The organism is Chitinophaga sp. G7 BAM 1005 (assembly GCF_057126945.1).
Genome location: NZ_CP181478.1, coordinates 486,924 through 502,946, shown reverse-complemented (window position 1 = coordinate 502,946; position 16,023 = coordinate 486,924). Strand labels below are relative to the sequence as shown.

The following is a 16,023-nucleotide window of genomic DNA, read 5'->3' as shown; positions in this document are numbered from 1 at the left end:
GTCTCTTTACGCTGACTTAAACGACAGCCCCTTTTCTTTCAGCGCATTGCGCAACTTTGGTAGTGAGCTTTTTCCCATTCCATGAAGTGCCAGTATAGCTGCTTCGCTGAATTTGGAAAGCCGCTGTATGGTTGTGATACCTTTACTCTCTAATGCACGGCGCGCTGGTGCGGAGAGAGATGCAAAAAGATCTCCGGGAGCGGCAGTATGCCTGGCGGCATTTTTTGCCAGGCTTTCTTTCACCCGGAACTTTACTATTTTATTGATTAAGGAAATGGGGAGAGGATGGTCCAATGGAAACTGAACGGCGCCTTTGGAATGCTTATAAACGGAAAGCTCTTTTTCAAATGCTTTAATACCGGAGGCGCCAGGGTAAAAGCCGATGTGATGTTTATATCCTGCAAAATGAACCAGGTTGCCGTTCAAAGTAAAAGTTGGAATACCATAACCGATTTTCTCTCCTGCTTCAGGTACAATTTTCCTGATAGCCGCCCTTATTTGCTGCAGCAACGCCCGGGTTTCCTCCGGAAAACCGGCGATGTACTGATCAATGTCGTTTACTGTTTTCATATCGCTGAATTCTTTCTGAAAATTAATATAATCCTGCCGTTTCCCCGAGGTACTAACGCGACATTATACAGGGTCATTTGCGACCATAGCCGGCAGGAAAAAAGAGTAGCATAATTTCTTCATATCTGCATTCAAACTCCGGATAAAGTAAACATATTCCGGAAGAAACGCCGATTTTTGATAAAATCTTCGCTATGAAAGCCGTCGTTATTACCCAACCAGGTGGTCCGGAAGTATTGCAGCTACAGGAATATCCGGCGCCGGCGCCCGGACAGGAAGAAGTGCTGATTAAAGTACACGCAGCCGGTCTTAACCGGGCGGACCTGTCGCAGCGCGAAGGCAGGTACCCGGCGCCTCCGGGCGTGCCGGCAGATATTCCCGGGCTGGAGGTCGCCGGCACGGTGATTAGTATTGGCAAAGGCGTTACCATGTGGTCGCCCGGCGATAAAGTATGCGCCTTACTGGCGGGAGGCGGATATGCGGAATATGTGGCTGTAAAAGAAGGGCAATGCCTGCCTGTTCCCGGAGGGCTCAGCTTTGCCGAAGCGGCCAGTTTGCCCGAAACTGTTTTCACCGTGTGGAGCAATGTTTTTCAACGCGGGAAATTAACGCCGGGCGAAACCCTGTTGATTCACGGAGGTTCCAGCGGTATTGGCATTACCGCCATACAACTGGCACACGCATTAAACAGTAAAGTATGGGTAACGGTAGGTACGGAGGAAAAAGGGGAAGCCTGTATCGGGCTGGGCGCCACGCAATATATCAATTACAAAAAACAGGATTTTGAGAAAGAACTCGCCACAACAGGAATAGATGTGATACTGGATATGGTGGGTGGAAAATATCTCGGTAAAAATCTTACCATCCTTAATCCCGAAGGGCGGCTGGTGTATATCAACTCAATGGAAGGCAACCTGGCGGAATTAAATATTTCCACGGTGATGCAAAAACGTATAACCATTACCGGTAGTACACTCCGGAGCAGGGAGTATAGCTATAAAAAAGCATTGGCGGCCGATATCCGCCAACACGTATGGCCGCTGATAGCAGCTAAAAAATTCCTGCCGGTGGTATACGCCACCTTTCCGTTTAAAGAAGCCGCAGAGGCGCACCGGCTGATGAGCAGCAGTGAACACATAGGTAAAATTGTATTGGTAAATGAATAAAAACAAAGGGTGTACCGTTGATAGTACACCTTTTGTTTTTTTATTTTTGTAAGATATTAAAAGCGGTAACCGATCGTCATCCTGAAATTACGGCGCGCCTCTACTATATAATTGTAAAACCCGGTGGAAGTAGCAGGAATGGAAGCAGCAGTAAGCAGTTGTTGATTATCCAGCAGGTTATTCACCAGTACAGCAACACTATACTTTCCTTTAACATAATTCAAACCAGCATCTGTACGGAAGTAGTTAGGAATGCTGAATACTTTTGTGGCGCTTCCTACGTAGCGGTCGGCCATCCACTGAATACCGCCTGTTACGCCAAATCCGTTCAACACGCCCTTACCAATGCGGTAGTTCAGCCAGGCGTTGGTAATGTGCGTAGCTGTGTTAGGCGTTATATTACCTACTGTTTTTGTAGTAGCTGTTGGCGATTCTTTGGAGATCTTTGAATCTGTATAAGCGTAGTTCAATGTAGCATTCAATCCTGGTAGTATCTCTCCATTGATATCTATTTCCACGCCTTTGGTGAGTGTTTCTCCCAGCTGCTCCTGTACATCAGCGCCGCGGCTGTCTTTCATATTCAGGCTTACGAGCGAGTTTTGCCTGGCGATGCGGTACACCGTTGCAGAAGTCACCCATCTTCCTTCAAACCATTCTTTCTTCACACCGGCTTCCACATCTACCCCTTTAATAGGTTTAAACGCCTGCTGGTTGGAATCAGCACCCGGCACAGGTACAAACGACTGATCAAACAAGCCATAGATAGTAGTAGATTTATCTATAGAGTAACTCAGGCCCACCCGTGGAGTAAATACATTATCCTTAATGGCCAGCGCTTTGGTTTTGCCAACAGTTTCTGCATAAGTAAAGCGTCCGGCGAGCGACAAACGTACCCTGTTGTTAAAAAATCCCAGTTCATCCTGTATGTAGGCGGAGGTATAGTTTACAGAGCTTACATAGTTACTGCCACCCGCTCTTGTTTTTACACTCTGGCTGCGGTCTATAGCGGGCAAGGTACCGATAGGAATACTGTATACGGGGTTATATACATTGAATTTCTTATCGCCCACCATATCGATAGTGGCCAATGATCTGAAATCTCCCCAGAACTTCTTATTACCCATATCCACACCTGCAAGTATCCTGTGACGTACCGTACCTGTATACTCTTCGCCGGAAATGGAAGCCTGCGCAAAACGGTTTTCCCCGGCTTCATCCGCCACACTGAAAGTTCTGCCCATATTTCCCGCGCTATCTATATTGGAAGCCCAGATACTGTTTGCCACCATGCTGAAGTTGAAATAAGCCACCTGTGCATGTGCTTCCCATTTATCATTCATCTTATGATCGAAATACAGGTATACGCTGTGATCCTTCAATTTGCCAGGCGTGAGGGAGGGATCGCCATAAAAGAAATCATTGGAGATCCCTTCATCCAGCAATTTAGTTTTGGAGAAAACATAATTCCCGTTCGCCAGGTAAGTTGATCCCTGGTAGGTATATTCCAGTGTAACGGAAGTACGGTCATCTACCAGGTATTTTAATACCGGCGCAAACAGGTAACGGTTGTTAAAGTTGTATTTGGTATAGTAATCCTTCTGTTGACCGGCCACATTCAAACGATACAGCAGTTTACCATCTTTACTCAGTTTACCATCAAAGTCGAGGGCCGCGCGGTAAGTGCTGAAACTACCCATGCTGATGCTGGCAGCTCCTTTGGTAATACCGGTAGGTTTTTTGGTAACCACGTTATAAAAGCCACCCGGCTCACCACCTGCCAGCATAAAGCCTGCCGGCCCTTTCACAAATTCAACACGGTCAATCATAGCGGCATCTTCTGCGGTAGGTCCCCAGCTGGCTTCTATGTTCATGCCATTGCGGAAAGCAGGGATCTTGGAACCACGCATCCTGATATTTGCATACTGGTTATCCCAATGCCCCACACGTGTGGCCCCGCTTACATTACGGGTGATGCCATCCACCAGGTCAAATGCCTGCTGGTCGGCAATTACGTTCGCAGATATTACCTGGATATTCTGCGGCACCTCGAGGATAGGCGTTCTCAATCGCAGCGATCCGGAAAGACTGTCGTTCTTATACCGGTTTCTTGCACCACTCACAATTACTTCTTTCAATTGTTTATCGGAAGCTTCGAGTTGTAGTTTTATCTGCACAATCTGATCCTGCTCCACCGTTATTTCCTGCGACATCGTTTTATACCCGATCAGCATTACCTGCAAGGTATATTTTCCGGGCATTAGTTTCTTGAATACAAACTCGCCTTTCTCATTAGTGAGTGTACCACGGTTCTTTTCTTTAATCTGAACAGCCACATAAGCCGCAGGGGCGCCATCTGACGTAACTACCAGCCCCCTGATAGCAGATAAAGGCTCAGTAACAGCCAGCGCATTTACGGAAAAACAAACAGCACATAGAAAGCATAAGTACACCGTGATCCGGTTGATAAATAAAAACATATAGGTCAGTTAATTCTGTTTAGAAATTCTGCCGCAAAATTAGTTGCGATATACCGGGCGGGGTTACGGATTCGGGAAAAAGGTTTACGCAATACGGAAAAAACGTCTTAATGTACAGCGCACCATGCAGATATAAATACCCGCTATATGTTTCCAAACAGATATTTATACCTGTTTTCAGAAACACTTATTTACACTCTTATTCAGGCCGGCAGATCAATGGACTTTTGTGGAGAAGAATGTGCAACTGCCAGCACCGAAAAAAACAGGTCTGCCTGACTTGACAATAAGCAGGGGGTGAAACCGAAAAACCATAACAGAGTAGGACCAAAAAATACACTTATGAATCTTGGATTAACAATGCGCTGGGGATATAGCACGCTTCAATTCAATGGAACCTCGTATGCTTATTTCCCATCCGACCACCTTAACAACATGAGGTCGTTTACGCTTGAAGCAACGATCTTTTCAACGGCATCAACAGGGACCATTCTTTGCAGTGCATCATTGACTGCCGGCGCTTATTTCAACTTCGGCATTTCCAACGGTTTTTTGTATTTCGAGACGATGAATAATACCGGAAAGCCGTTTCAGGTAACATCCACAAAAAAGCTACCCCTACTGGAATGGCATCAGGTGGCAGCTACTTTTGACAGTGACAGGCAATTGATCACGCTGTGCCAGGATGGAATAGAAGTAGGTAGAAGCCCCATACAGGGAATTCCTTACCAGGCCATACCGATTCAGACTCATATTGGCGCCGGAAAATACCAGTCCCCATCCGGGTACCAAAATTTATTCTATGGGCATATAGCACGCGTAGTCATCTGGAAATCGGCCCGGGACATTTTTGAAATCGCGGAAGATGCATTTGCTATTGTTCCCCCCGCGGCAACAAGAACTGATCTCGTTTTATGGACAGACTTCACGGAAATGCCAACTGAAGACCGTTCCGGCAATGGCATTGAGCTCTCCTACAGTACGCCGCCACCCAACTATGTTTACAGTATCCCTTCGGTAGGGGTAACAGAAAATGGTTTTATTGATTGCGGCGCCTATCCGGAGTATAATTTTGGTGGCTATCACCCATATACCATTGAGGGCTGGTTTAACCCCACCTCCACAGCGGATATGGCCGTAATAGTAGCCTTTGAAAAAGACTTGCATTGGCAATACTATATTCAGTACGATAAAGTCAACAGCCGCCTCGTTGCAAAACGGAATTCAGATGGACAAGCCATCTACTCCAAGGAACAGATCACGGAAGGACGTTTCTATCATTTTGCCGTTTCCTATAACGGCGATTCAAAAATGATGAGCCTCTACGTAAATGGGAACCTGCAAACAGCTGAATATTTTCCCGGTGGTGTAGCGAATGTTGCCCAGGGGAGACTGATAAAGCATATGCACAGGCAGAAGAAATGTTCTCAGAGAATGAAAATCTCCGGAAAGTTTATACAAGAACAGATGAAAATGGGAGAACAAAGATCATATACCACGACCTTCGTGGCGACGCACTTATTTATGACCGTCCAATAGGAGAAGTAACTGACTGCACTATCTGGTGGATAATTTTTGTCTACAGCATCTCTGTTAAATTTTTAGGCATATTTCTTCCGCTCCCGGTTTTCTCGCCCTACAACCAGATTCCCGGTAAAATTTTCAATCTCGTTATCAGTAATGCAAAGGTGTTGGCAAAAATCACCGCTGTAGTCGGCACTACGATCACCGTTACTTCCGGGCTGGATATTATAACAGAAATGCATCGTGAAAAGATTTTATGGCCCATTTTAAAATTCGTTGTAGTCTCGGCAGGTTGGTTTGCCCTGACTGCAATCATTACAAGAGCTTTTACGATGGCCACCGGCACAGTAGCAGCAGAAATAATGGCGAAGTTTATTGTATGGGCTGCACAGTTGACGAAGCTTTCACTGGAATATGACGGGAACTGCGAAAAACTGGCTGAGCAGGCTGCTGTTAAATAAAAAACTATTACCCTTTAACAGGGTTAAAACAAAAGGAGGCTGTATCAATAGTCATTTGATACAGCCTCTTTCATATAGTAACTCCACTTCCTCAATACAACACCCGGAAGCTGATGGTGTCTTTAATCTTCTTCAGTTCTTTCAATATCTTTTTATCGTATTCGCTGCTGGTATCTGTGATCACGTAACCGATAGCGGCATTCGTCATCAGGAACTGTGAAACAATATTAATACGGTGATCCGCCAGCACCTGGTTTACTTTTGCCATCACGCCCGGAACGTTGCGGTGAACATGGATAAAGCGGTGCGCATTATTTACTTCCGGCAATTGGATGTTAGGGAAGTTGCTGCTTTTAAAGGAATCGCCGTTATTGATAAACCTGGCAATTCTTTTTGCCACGGATTCTGCCTTGCGGATATTATCAAAAATCACGATTCCCATTTCTGTGCAAAGTTCCTGCGGGATATGTTTTTTACTATTCCCCAGGTAACCGATCACTTTCAGTTTAGTCGCCTTTTTCAGTTGTTCCGCGCTGATCTTCTCTCCTTCTCCCATCAACAGTATTCCGGCTGCCGATAACTGTTTATCGTCTGTTCCGGCGTGTTTAATGGTGAAGCCATCTTTCTTCAGGTACTTTACCGCTGCTTCCGGCACGTCGCCTGCTACCAGGCAAAGGATGCGGTTCTTCGGATAGGAGATTGCGGAAGGCAGGTTATTCACATACAGGAACTCATCGAGGCTCGGTGTGATGTGGTCTGCTTTCTCTGTAACTGATTTACGCTCTATGTTTTCTGTAAAGGCGTAAAACTTCTTGATCATCCCGGACTCCTTCAGCTGAAAGTCCGAATAGCCATCGCCAATACCATGTATTTCGCCCTGGAGCTGCAGTTCATGCAGCAATTTTACTTTACCACCTTCATTGGAAAGAGGGTTTGCCGCATCATAGCCCACTATCTTCCCTTCGTCATTAAACAAAAAGGTGTTGGCATAAATATTTTCTTTTTTGATATGAAAAGGCAGGACTACGGGTGTGATAAACTCTTTGAATCCCCCCGAAACGATCAATACATCTTCTGCATGATGTTTAAAAAAGTTTTTATTCCGGGAGAAAGAAGTGGATACCAGCTTTTTCAGATGCTTTACCAACAGCTTCAGGTGGTGTTTATTGGCATCCAGTAACTGTACCCTGGCAGCAAGACTTTCCCTGAAAGAAAGCTTTCCTTCCATAGCGAGATTGGTCAGATCTTCAATTTTTTTATAAATCTGTTCTCTTTCCGGATGGTCCTGCAGGGATATGCGCGCCAGTTCATCCAATGCTTCCACCTGCGTGAAAGTGCTGTCAAAGTCGATTATGTAGTATTTTTTGCCCACGGAACGATCAAATTTGGAGCACAAAAATATAAGTTTAAATAGGATTTAACAGACAATCTTGTAATTCCGGGAATTTAAGTCAGCATTATAAAGCGTCCCATTCCGGTTCATCGTCCTCTTCCGGCGCCTTCTTTTCCACAGATAATCCGGCTGTTCTCCGTTCTCCTATCTGCTGGCGCCACATAGCATAATACAATCCCTTATGCTCCACCAGCTCCTCATGGGTGCCGGTTTCAGCGATCTTTCCCTTTTCCAGTACAATGATCCGGTCGGCATGCATAATGGTTGATAAACGGTGTGCAATAAGCACGGTGATCTGTTCCCGGCGGGCGGAAATACTTCTTACGGTATCGGTAATGGCTTCTTCTGTAATAGAATCCAGTGCGGAAGTAGCTTCATCAAAGATCAGCAAACGGGGATGGCGGATCAATGCACGGGCAATAGAGATGCGCTGCTTTTCCCCGCCCGATAATTTTACGCCGCCCTCTCCCAGCCGGGCATAAATGCCTTTGCCGGAACGGGCCAGCAGGGCGGTACAGGAAGCTTTCTCCAATGCTTCGATCACTTCCTCATCAGTGGCGTCGGATTTTACAAACAACAGGTTTTCCTTAATAGTACCTGCAAACAATTGTGTGTCCTGCGTTACAAAGCCAATCTGTCTTCTCAGCGCATTATACCGGATATCGCCGGAAGGCACATCATTAAAATATATTTCTCCTTCTACGGGTTTATACAACCCCACCAGCAATTTCACCAGGGTAGATTTGCCGGAACCGGATGGTCCTACAAACGCAATGGTATCGCCGGTTTCCACGGCAAATGAAATGTGGTCGATCGCGTTGGTGGCAGCGGTTTTATGCCTGAACACCACATCATCAAAACGCATCTGTTGCAGGTCGCCGATTTCCACCGGTTCTTCCGGACGCTCTTCCACCGGGCGTTGCATGAGTTTATGAAACAGCTGCAACGAGGCTTCTGCTTCCCGGTACTGGATTATAATATTCCCCAGATCCTGCAACGGAACAAAAATAGCCGTGGTAATAAACTGCATGGTGATCAGCTCACCGGTGGTGAGTATATTCCGGAATATCAGCCACAGCAGGATAAACAGGATGCTCTGTTTTAATATATTAAGTGTAGTGCCCTGTAAAAAAGATAAGGTTCTTACCTGCCGCGTTTTTTCCATTTCCAGGTCGAAAATCTCTTTGGTAAAGGTTTTCAACCGCCTTATTTCCGGGAAGGTTAAGCCCAGGCTTTTTACCAGTTCAATATTCCGCAATGATTCTGTAATGGCGCCGGAAAGCTGCAACGTTTCGCGGTTAATGGCCCGCTGCACGGTTTTCATTTTCTTGCTGAGCAAACCGGTGAGCCCACCCAGGAAAATAATCCCTATCACAAATACGGGTATCAGCGCCCAATGTTTGGTAATAGCGTACCAGATCAGGAATCCCATACCCACCAGGGATGTAAAGAGGATGTTTATAAAAGCCGTGATGAAACGTTCTGTATCTGTTCTTACCTTTTGTAATACGGCAAGTGTTTCTCCGCTCCGCTGTTCCTCGTATTCTTCAAACGACAGCCGGAGGGTTTGTTTGAGTCCATCATTGAATACCTGCATCCCGAATTTCTGTACTACCAGGCGAAGAAAATATTCCTGGAAAGATTTTGCCAGCCGTGCCAGCAAAGCAATTACCACTGCAACGCCCAGCCAGAACAACACGCCGTTCACCAGTTGCTTTTCGGGCATACTATTTACCTTACCGGCGTAGTCATCGATGATTTTACCGAAAATCAACGGATCAATCATTACCAGCACCTGGCTGACGCCAGCCAGTAATAAAGATAAAATGACCAGCCACTTGTGCGGTTTCAAATAGTTCCAGAGGACCTTCATATTTTAAAAATACGATAAACGGGTAACATGTACCAAAATGAAGAGAGGCCGGATCAACGTTTGATCCGGCCTCTCTTTTTTTCATTACGGATTAATTTTTTGCCCTGATGGCCTTTACTTCCGCTGCAGTAACCGCGCTGGCCTTGTTACCGAAATTATTTCTCACATAAGTCAGTACATCCGCTATTTCCTGGTCTTTCAGAAAATTATGCGGCGGCATATTATTGGAATAATACTCGTCATCTATCGGAACAGACGACTGCATGCCTTTTAATATCACCTGTACCAATGTGGGTTTATCTCCCAGCACAAAAGTGGTTTTAATCAGCGGCGGATTTAAATGTGGTACGCCACTGCCATCTACCTGGTGGCAGGTAAGACAATATTGCTCATATACCTTTTTACCGCGGGCCATCGCAGGATTGGCGCCTGGCTTTTTTGTCTGCGCAGATAAAAAAGAAAGTGCTGCACTGAATGCAGCGCCTGTTAAAATAATCCTCTTCATACAATATCATTATTTACCACTGTAGGTAATCTTATAAACGGTTCCTTTTACATCATCTGTTACATACAGGGAACCATCAGGACCCTGTGCCAGTCCGCAGGGGCGGTGCTTTGCCTGGCCTGGCGACTGGATGTCCGGTACACCGGCAAAATCGTCTGCAAAAACCTCCCATTTACCGGATGGTTTACCATCCTTAAAAGGTACAAATGCTACGAAATAACCCTTTTGTCCTTTCTGACGGTTCCAGGAACCATGAAAAGCCACAAAAGCGCCATTCTTATATTTCGCCGGAAACTGGCTGCCGGTATAGAACAATAAACCGTTTGGCGCCATGTGCGCCGGAAATGCCACTACCGGATCAATGGCGTTTTCACCACCGGTTTTCTTTCCGTCGCCACCATATTCGGGCGACAATATTTTCTTTTGCTGTTGCCCATCATAATAAATATAAGGCCAGCCGGCATCATCCCCTTTCTTTAAAGCATACATACACTCAGCAGGTAATTCATTGCCCTGCTGCAGGTTGTAATATTCCGGGAACATGTCAAACAGTCCGTCTCTTCCGTGTTGCATTACAAATAACTGGTTATCTGTTGTATTCCAGTCGAGCCCTACCACATTACGCAGGCCGGTGGCATAGCGGGTACCATCGCCATAGGTCTGGTTTTGCTTATCTGCGCGGAATTGCCAGATGCCTGCTGCCGAATCGCGGATAGGACAGCCTTCCATGCCTTTGGAACCTTTTGCGCGGTCCTGCACCTGGCAGGAATTGGAGTAGGCGCCGATGTTCACGTAAATATTCCCGTCGTTGTCCAGCGTTACGGCTTTGGCCTCGTGTTGGTGGCGGTTAATCAATCCCGTTACAATCTTTTCCGGCTGTTCGGGGTTGATCACTTCAAATTTATCGTTCAGCGCATAACGATATACGTCCTCATCAGAGGAGGCATACAGATATTTCCCTTTGATCACCATACCGGTACCACGGTAAGTGCCAAAAGTTTTTACGTCATTGCCATGTATAACCGCAATTGCTTTTCCCGGTTTTGAAGTCTGGATTTTTACATAGACATCCCCCAGCGGAGTGACCGCTATGTGGCGGGCTGCGCCCAGGTTTTCTGCTATTGCCTGCGCCTTGAATCCTGCGGGCAGTTTCAACCCTGCATTGCCGGGGTCCGCCACTGTACGGCGAACAGCGCTGCTGTCGCCGTTATTGGCCAGGCATTGAACAGATAACAGCGTCATCATGGACAAACATCCCAGGAGAACTACTCTTGTTTTCATATTTTCTTTATTTACAATGATTGATGAGGGGATATTTAAACTTACCGTGTAAAAATAATAAGGCTTTTTATGGAATTGGTAATTTATGGATGAATGGCATCAGCTCCGGGCTACCAGGGAAGTGTAATACTTCGTCAGGTAATGATAAATCACCAGCTCATGCAAACGGGCATTGGCTGTAAACATCCGGTTCAGGAACATATGCAGGTAATGCGGGGGCAATTCCGTTAGGGCTGCCGGTTGTTTCGTCCGGAGTTCCTGGATGAGATCTTTCCAGCTGGCCGTTCGTGCAGCAAGTATTTCCCGCGCGCCATCAGGTAACGTATAATCGTTCACGTTATCAGACAGTACGTCTGTAACCAGCCTGCTGTGCTCCCGGTATTTATTGTTCAATTGCCGCAGCAGGGAGGCATCTCCATGATGTTCTGCAAAGTATTGCTGTTGCAGTTGCTGCAACAATTTCAGTTTCATCAACGGCGTATAGCCGAAACCGTTTAATAATTCATCTGCTCCTTTTAACGCCAGCAGCCAGCGCTCCTGGCTTTCTGCACCACCTATGGTGAGCAGCAGCCTTAACACGGCCTCACTGTCGTGATAAAAGAAAGCCTCGCTCTGTTCCATCAACGCCGGCCCATACCGCTCCAGTTCCCGCACATAAGTATCCTGCTGTATCTTTTGTACAATATCACTGTTAAGATAAGGAAGCAGTAATGCGGCCACCTCCTGTATCACGGCGGCGCTGTGTTCCTGGTATTGAGGCAGGTGAAAGCGGATGCGGATATGATGATCCGGGTCCTGGTACCGGGTGAAGAACCAGCGGTCTGTTACCTGCGACGACTGCAACCTCACGGTGAAGGGCAGCAATACCTTCAGCAACAGCTTATCCATCCATTTGGGCCCACAATATATTTTTATATACATCCATTCGCTGCCGGGAGCAAAGCTGCGTGGCAAACCGGCTGTAACCTGCATGGCAGGCAATGCAGGAAAGGGCTGCCACGCTGTATTACGCAGCGGTATAATAATTTCATTGCAGAAAGCGCCCTGTTCGTTTGCCGATAAGCGGGTGGTTTCATTAAACAAATACTCCTGTAATACTACATTTCCTCTCTTCAGTTTATCCATCAATAGCATGCGGCCAAAAGCACTGGAGAAATCTATTAACAGGTCATTATCCCCTTCCGATAATACTACATGCCCGGGCAGCCGACATTGCTCTTTTAACAGCAGCAACGCCTCATCCGCAGAATGGGCTTCCATGAGTAATGCAAAAGCGGCGCTGGTCAGGTACCACCTGGCCCGTGCCAGGATCACCTCGTGGTATACAACCCTGGGCAGAAACGGTTCTTCCTGTAAAATCCCCCAGTTCCATTCTACAGACAGTGCGTGCTGCTGTTGCAGATCACACAGAAATTTATAGGTCGATAAACCACGGCTGAAGTTATGGGCGCTGGTCAGCCGGGGCATCACTTCTTTTCCCCATCGCTGCGAACGCAGTACTACCCTATTGTTACGCACACTCACCAGCAGATCGCTCACGGGCAAGTGAAATTCTTCCGGCAGGCTGCTTTTTCCCAGGAACGGTATTTCATAATCGTATAGGGATGGTCGTAGTAATACATTTCCCGTGCGACCTTCCGGCAAATGAATAATTTCTGCCAGTATTTTATCTTTCTCCAGTAACTGCTCCCGGCGGGTAAAATCGCGTAAGCGATTTTCCAGTTCCCTGTTCCCGGCGGCAAACCGGCCCAGCAGGGCAAGAGCATTGGGGCCGTGGCATGCTTTCAGCAAAAACTCAAAGTCGCCGCTATCCATCGCGGCAGCCGAGCTGGCCATCAGCGAGCCCATGAGACATAGCGCCGGGGGTATTTCCGGTTTATCTGTACCGGCGGCCAGCTCGTCCAGGTCGGCATCTGCCAGGGAAATGACCGTCGAGTCCGCTGCTCTTGAAGCGAGAAAATGCTTCAGTACAAACTTCGTTTGGGCGTTCCAGTGAATGGTGTCGTTCTTTTTGCCGGCCGGCATCACAAGGTCATCTATCAGGGGCGTATAGCTTGCATCTCCACCGGACACTACGCCATAGCCTATCCCCGATTCGCTATCCAATGCCATCATCAGTGGTATTTCGCGCTGATCATATTTTTGAAGGAACTGTTCTTTAAAACGCTGAAGGTCGCCGCCATCGCCGGAGGTGCTGAATACCAGCAGGCGCTCCAGTCGCTGTACCAGGGTATTGGCAACGGATTCAGACAGGCGGGGGCCGGATTCAAAAAAGAGATCCACCTGTACCGGCTCTTTGGCGTTAATGGCCGGGAAATGTGATGCCAGGATCTCTTTAACTTCCTGGTAGCGGTTTACTCCTTTGGCCGGTTGCTGCAAAAGCTGCTGCACCTGTTGCAAAGCAGGAACACAGGCCGGTGCGGGATGTAATGCCAGCAATGCACGGATCAGTGCATCCAGGTTATTACTGCCGGTAATTTCAGGGGATAATCCTACTACGAGGATCTGGCTCCGGATCAGTGTTTCAATAAAAGTGCGGGCTTCATCCGCCGGTATGTCCAGGTTAGTGAGTATGCTGATGAGCCGGGCGATGCTGGCGCCTTTGCCGGCGGTTGCGAGCAGGGCTTCCATATATTCATTTTGCGGGAAGGCGCTGAGGAAGTAATGCCGTTTCTTATCGCGCAGCTGGTATTCAAAGTAGCGGGAGGCGTTGCCGGAATGATATAAACTGCTATTGGGAAAATAAAGCAGTTGCCCGCTTATTTCGGGCCATTGTGTCAGTTCGCTTATCAGTTCAGACAAATACCCCATATCCAGCCGGGCTACCGGTTGGTGCTGATGTATAGCAGGGGCTGGTAAGCGGGTAGCGCGGGTATGAATGTAGCCGGTACTGCAGCCGGCAAATAAGCCGTAGGGCGTGCAGCGGGTACTCATTCTCAGGAGGTAGCGGTAAAGCGCCAGCGGTAGTTTCAGAGAAGTATCGGTAGATGGCAGCCACTTCATCATTTCTGCATGAAGCGCGGGACTGGCCAGGAAAACGGCCTCCTGCAATAACGGATGGGTATATATTTCCCGGAGGGCTGATACAAAGGAGAGCTGATCACTGCGGGTATTACAATGTAATTGTAACACTTCCTCATATGACAATAGTGGCATTCTTAGTAAAAAGAAATCGCAGGTGCTCAGCAGGTGCATAGACAGCTGGCATACTTACTTTAGTAGGAAAGCTACGCTTTCCGGCTCCGTATGCTTGAATAAAGATAAAATGTTTTTTCAGGATCTCAGGTGACAGCTATTTTGACACCTGGAATAACCCGTTCCATTTCATCTACAAATTTCTTGTAACTGGCAGGTTTACCCAGGTAACCCTGCCGTTCTTCCTGGCAAAGATGCTGGACCTCGCGACTGGAATAAGCAGTAACAAGAATAAAAACGCAGTCTTTTTTAAGGAACTTCGCTATAATATCTCTCGTATTGCCTCTTAGGTTAACATCCAAAAAAACGACGTCCACTTTTCTTTCAGCGATCAGGCTTTCCACGGTGTTCAGCTCTGATGCTTTTTTTACAAGTTTCAGATAGGATGTTCTTTGGATATAGCTTTCCAGTATATCTAATGCCAGAGGCTCGTCATCTACTATGGCACATCTGTATTGCATTTCTGACCAAAGGGGTTAATCAATTAGGAATAATAATCAAATTTGTTAAAGACCTAGCGTAATAAACCTGTCAAAGTAGTAGGAGTAGTGGGAATACTCGAAGGTATTGTTGCTGCTCCATCATAACTGGATGCCCTTATGTTTTCTATTGTACCTATATCAGCTTTTGAAACAATTTCTTTTTCTAAAATTAACACAGGATGGCGATTCACAGACAATTTAGTTTCCGACATAAAATATGCATTTAAAGTGACCTGATAGACAAATCAACAGTCGAATCTCGCCCAATGATCTTAAATATCGTATTTTATTAGACATAATTGCCTTTTTTTTCGACCAACAGCCCTGTTATTGATCACGATACTATTCTTCGTCCTCATCATTATAGTTAGCAATGCCAAGCAGACGCTTGAGGTCTTGCCGGGAGGCTTTGGAAATAATCACAGACTGGCCGTTAACGACTTCCACGGTATTCCCCATGATAGATTTAATGGCCTGTAATCTTACAATATACGATTTATGGATACGCATAAACTGATCAGGCGGCAAAATATCTTCTATTGCTTTCATGCGCATATAGGTAATGATATTTTTTTCCCTGCATACAATTTTGATATAGTCTTTCATCCCTTCCACGTAATAAATGTCGTCGAAGAGGATTTTTGTCAGCTTGTTATTATCTTTTACAAACAGGTGGTTGGTATGCTGAATTTTGGGTTTGATTGTTTCCGCGGCTGCGGGCTGCCAACGCTGACTGATATGCGCCCGCGCTTTGTTTACGGCTTTGAGGAACCTGTCGAACGAAATAGGCTTCACCAGGTAATCCACTGCATCCAGCTCAAAACCTGCAATGGCATGGTCTCTTGAGGCAGTGGTAAAAATAACAACAGGCGGATTGCTCAAAGAACGGATCATTTCAATGCCGTTAATATTGGGCATCTGGATATCGGAAAACAGCAGGTCCACCGGCTGCCGTTGCAATTCATTAATTGCATCAAAGGCATTTTCGCAAAAGGCTACAGGTTGCAGATACGGCACCCTTCCAATGTAATTTTCCATCAGATCCCTCGCAAACGGCTCATCGTCTACTACAAGGCAGGTAATTACTTGATCCATA

13 protein-coding genes are annotated in these 16,023 nt (G+C 46.6%); 3 read left to right on the top strand and 10 right to left on the bottom strand.

The window, feature by feature from the left end; all coding sequences use genetic code 11:
• Window positions 1–6 precede the first annotated feature (6 nt).
• Complete coding sequence (locus ACMXI2_RS02085; RefSeq protein ID WP_483780069.1) at window positions 7–570, bottom strand: DUF1801 domain-containing protein; 564 nt, start codon at window positions 568–570, stop codon at window positions 7–9.
• Between the two features lie 194 nt (window positions 571–764).
• On the opposite strand from ACMXI2_RS02085, the gene ACMXI2_RS02080 reads away from it, so the two are divergent.
• On the top strand, window positions 765–1,736 hold the full coding sequence (locus tag ACMXI2_RS02080; RefSeq protein WP_483780068.1) for an NAD(P)H-quinone oxidoreductase: 972 nt from the start codon (window positions 765–767) through the stop codon (window positions 1,734–1,736).
• Between the two features lie 56 nt (window positions 1,737–1,792).
• Here ACMXI2_RS02080 and ACMXI2_RS02075 read toward each other — a convergent pair whose 3' ends face one another.
• Complete coding sequence (locus ACMXI2_RS02075) at window positions 1,793–4,213, bottom strand: TonB-dependent siderophore receptor (protein ID WP_483780067.1); 2,421 nt, start codon at window positions 4,211–4,213, stop codon at window positions 1,793–1,795.
• 342 nt (window positions 4,214–4,555) lie between these two features.
• Between ACMXI2_RS02075 and ACMXI2_RS02070 the strand changes: the two genes are divergently transcribed.
• Together ACMXI2_RS02070 and ACMXI2_RS02065 are read left to right on the top strand one after the other, a co-directional pair.
• Window positions 4,556–5,752 carry a LamG domain-containing protein gene (locus tag ACMXI2_RS02070; protein WP_483780066.1) on the top strand — a complete coding sequence of 399 codons (1,197 nt, stop codon included), beginning with the start codon at window positions 4,556–4,558 and terminating at the stop codon, window positions 5,750–5,752.
• A gap of 152 nt (window positions 5,753–5,904) precedes the next feature.
• Window positions 5,905–6,198, top strand: a complete 294-nt coding sequence (locus ACMXI2_RS02065) for a hypothetical protein (RefSeq protein ID WP_483780065.1) — start codon at window positions 5,905–5,907, stop codon at window positions 6,196–6,198.
• A gap of 91 nt (window positions 6,199–6,289) precedes the next feature.
• Here ACMXI2_RS02065 and ACMXI2_RS02060 read toward each other — a convergent pair whose 3' ends face one another.
• The 8 genes from ACMXI2_RS02060 to ACMXI2_RS02025 all read right to left on the bottom strand — a co-directional run bounded on the left by ACMXI2_RS02060 (window position 6,290) and on the right by ACMXI2_RS02025 (window position 16,022).
• Window positions 6,290–7,594, bottom strand: coding sequence for an HAD-IB family phosphatase (locus tag ACMXI2_RS02060; RefSeq protein WP_483780064.1), 1,305 nt, complete (start codon window positions 7,592–7,594; stop codon window positions 6,290–6,292).
• A gap of 61 nt (window positions 7,595–7,655) precedes the next feature.
• Window positions 7,656–9,464 carry an ABC transporter ATP-binding protein gene (locus ACMXI2_RS02055; RefSeq protein WP_483780063.1) on the bottom strand — a complete coding sequence of 603 codons (1,809 nt, stop codon included), beginning with the start codon at window positions 9,462–9,464 and terminating at the stop codon, window positions 7,656–7,658.
• A gap of 91 nt (window positions 9,465–9,555) precedes the next feature.
• Entirely contained in the window at window positions 9,556–9,969 is a 414-nt protein-coding gene (locus ACMXI2_RS02050; protein ID WP_483780062.1) for a c-type cytochrome, read from the bottom strand.
• Between the two features lie 9 nt (window positions 9,970–9,978).
• Entirely contained in the window at window positions 9,979–11,250 is a 1,272-nt protein-coding gene (locus ACMXI2_RS02045) for a PQQ-dependent sugar dehydrogenase (protein WP_483780061.1), read from the bottom strand.
• 99 nt (window positions 11,251–11,349) lie between these two features.
• Window positions 11,350–14,445, bottom strand: coding sequence for a lantibiotic dehydratase (locus ACMXI2_RS02040; RefSeq protein WP_483780060.1), 3,096 nt, complete (start codon window positions 14,443–14,445; stop codon window positions 11,350–11,352).
• An 86-nt stretch (window positions 14,446–14,531) separates the two neighbouring features.
• Window positions 14,532–14,906, bottom strand: a complete 375-nt coding sequence (locus tag ACMXI2_RS02035; protein WP_483780059.1) for a response regulator — start codon at window positions 14,904–14,906, stop codon at window positions 14,532–14,534.
• A 53-nt stretch (window positions 14,907–14,959) separates the two neighbouring features.
• On the bottom strand, window positions 14,960–15,139 hold the full coding sequence (locus ACMXI2_RS02030; protein WP_483780058.1) for a hypothetical protein: 180 nt from the start codon (window positions 15,137–15,139) through the stop codon (window positions 14,960–14,962).
• 130 nt (window positions 15,140–15,269) lie between these two features.
• Complete coding sequence (locus tag ACMXI2_RS02025) at window positions 15,270–16,022, bottom strand: LytR/AlgR family response regulator transcription factor (RefSeq protein WP_483780057.1); 753 nt, start codon at window positions 16,020–16,022, stop codon at window positions 15,270–15,272.
• Between the last annotated feature and the right edge of the window lies 1 nt (window position 16,023).

Excerpts from the sequence above, each read along its gene's own strand:
- ACMXI2_RS02085 (WP_483780069.1), bottom strand. The coding sequence starts at position 570 with ATGAAAACAGTAAACGACATTGATCAGTACATCGCCGGTTTTCCGGAG.
- ACMXI2_RS02080 (WP_483780068.1), top strand. The coding sequence starts at position 765 with ATGAAAGCCGTCGTTATTACCCAACCAGGTGGTCCGGAAGTATTGCAG.
- ACMXI2_RS02075 (WP_483780067.1), bottom strand. The coding sequence starts at position 4,213 with ATGTTTTTATTTATCAACCGGATCACGGTGTACTTATGCTTTCTATGT.
- ACMXI2_RS02070 (WP_483780066.1), top strand. The coding sequence starts at position 4,556 with ATGAATCTTGGATTAACAATGCGCTGGGGATATAGCACGCTTCAATTC.
- ACMXI2_RS02055 (WP_483780063.1), bottom strand. The coding sequence starts at position 9,464 with ATGAAGGTCCTCTGGAACTATTTGAAACCGCACAAGTGGCTGGTCATT.
- ACMXI2_RS02050 (WP_483780062.1), bottom strand. The coding sequence starts at position 9,969 with ATGAAGAGGATTATTTTAACAGGCGCTGCATTCAGTGCAGCACTTTCT.
- ACMXI2_RS02045 (WP_483780061.1), bottom strand. The coding sequence starts at position 11,250 with ATGAAAACAAGAGTAGTTCTCCTGGGATGTTTGTCCATGATGACGCTG.
- ACMXI2_RS02040 (WP_483780060.1), bottom strand. The coding sequence starts at position 14,445 with ATGCACCTGCTGAGCACCTGCGATTTCTTTTTACTAAGAATGCCACTA.
- ACMXI2_RS02035 (WP_483780059.1), bottom strand. The coding sequence starts at position 14,906 with ATGCAATACAGATGTGCCATAGTAGATGACGAGCCTCTGGCATTAGAT.
- ACMXI2_RS02030 (WP_483780058.1), bottom strand. The coding sequence starts at position 15,139 with ATGTCGGAAACTAAATTGTCTGTGAATCGCCATCCTGTGTTAATTTTA.
- ACMXI2_RS02025 (WP_483780057.1), bottom strand. The coding sequence starts at position 16,022 with ATGGATCAAGTAATTACCTGCCTTGTAGTAGACGATGAGCCGTTTGCG.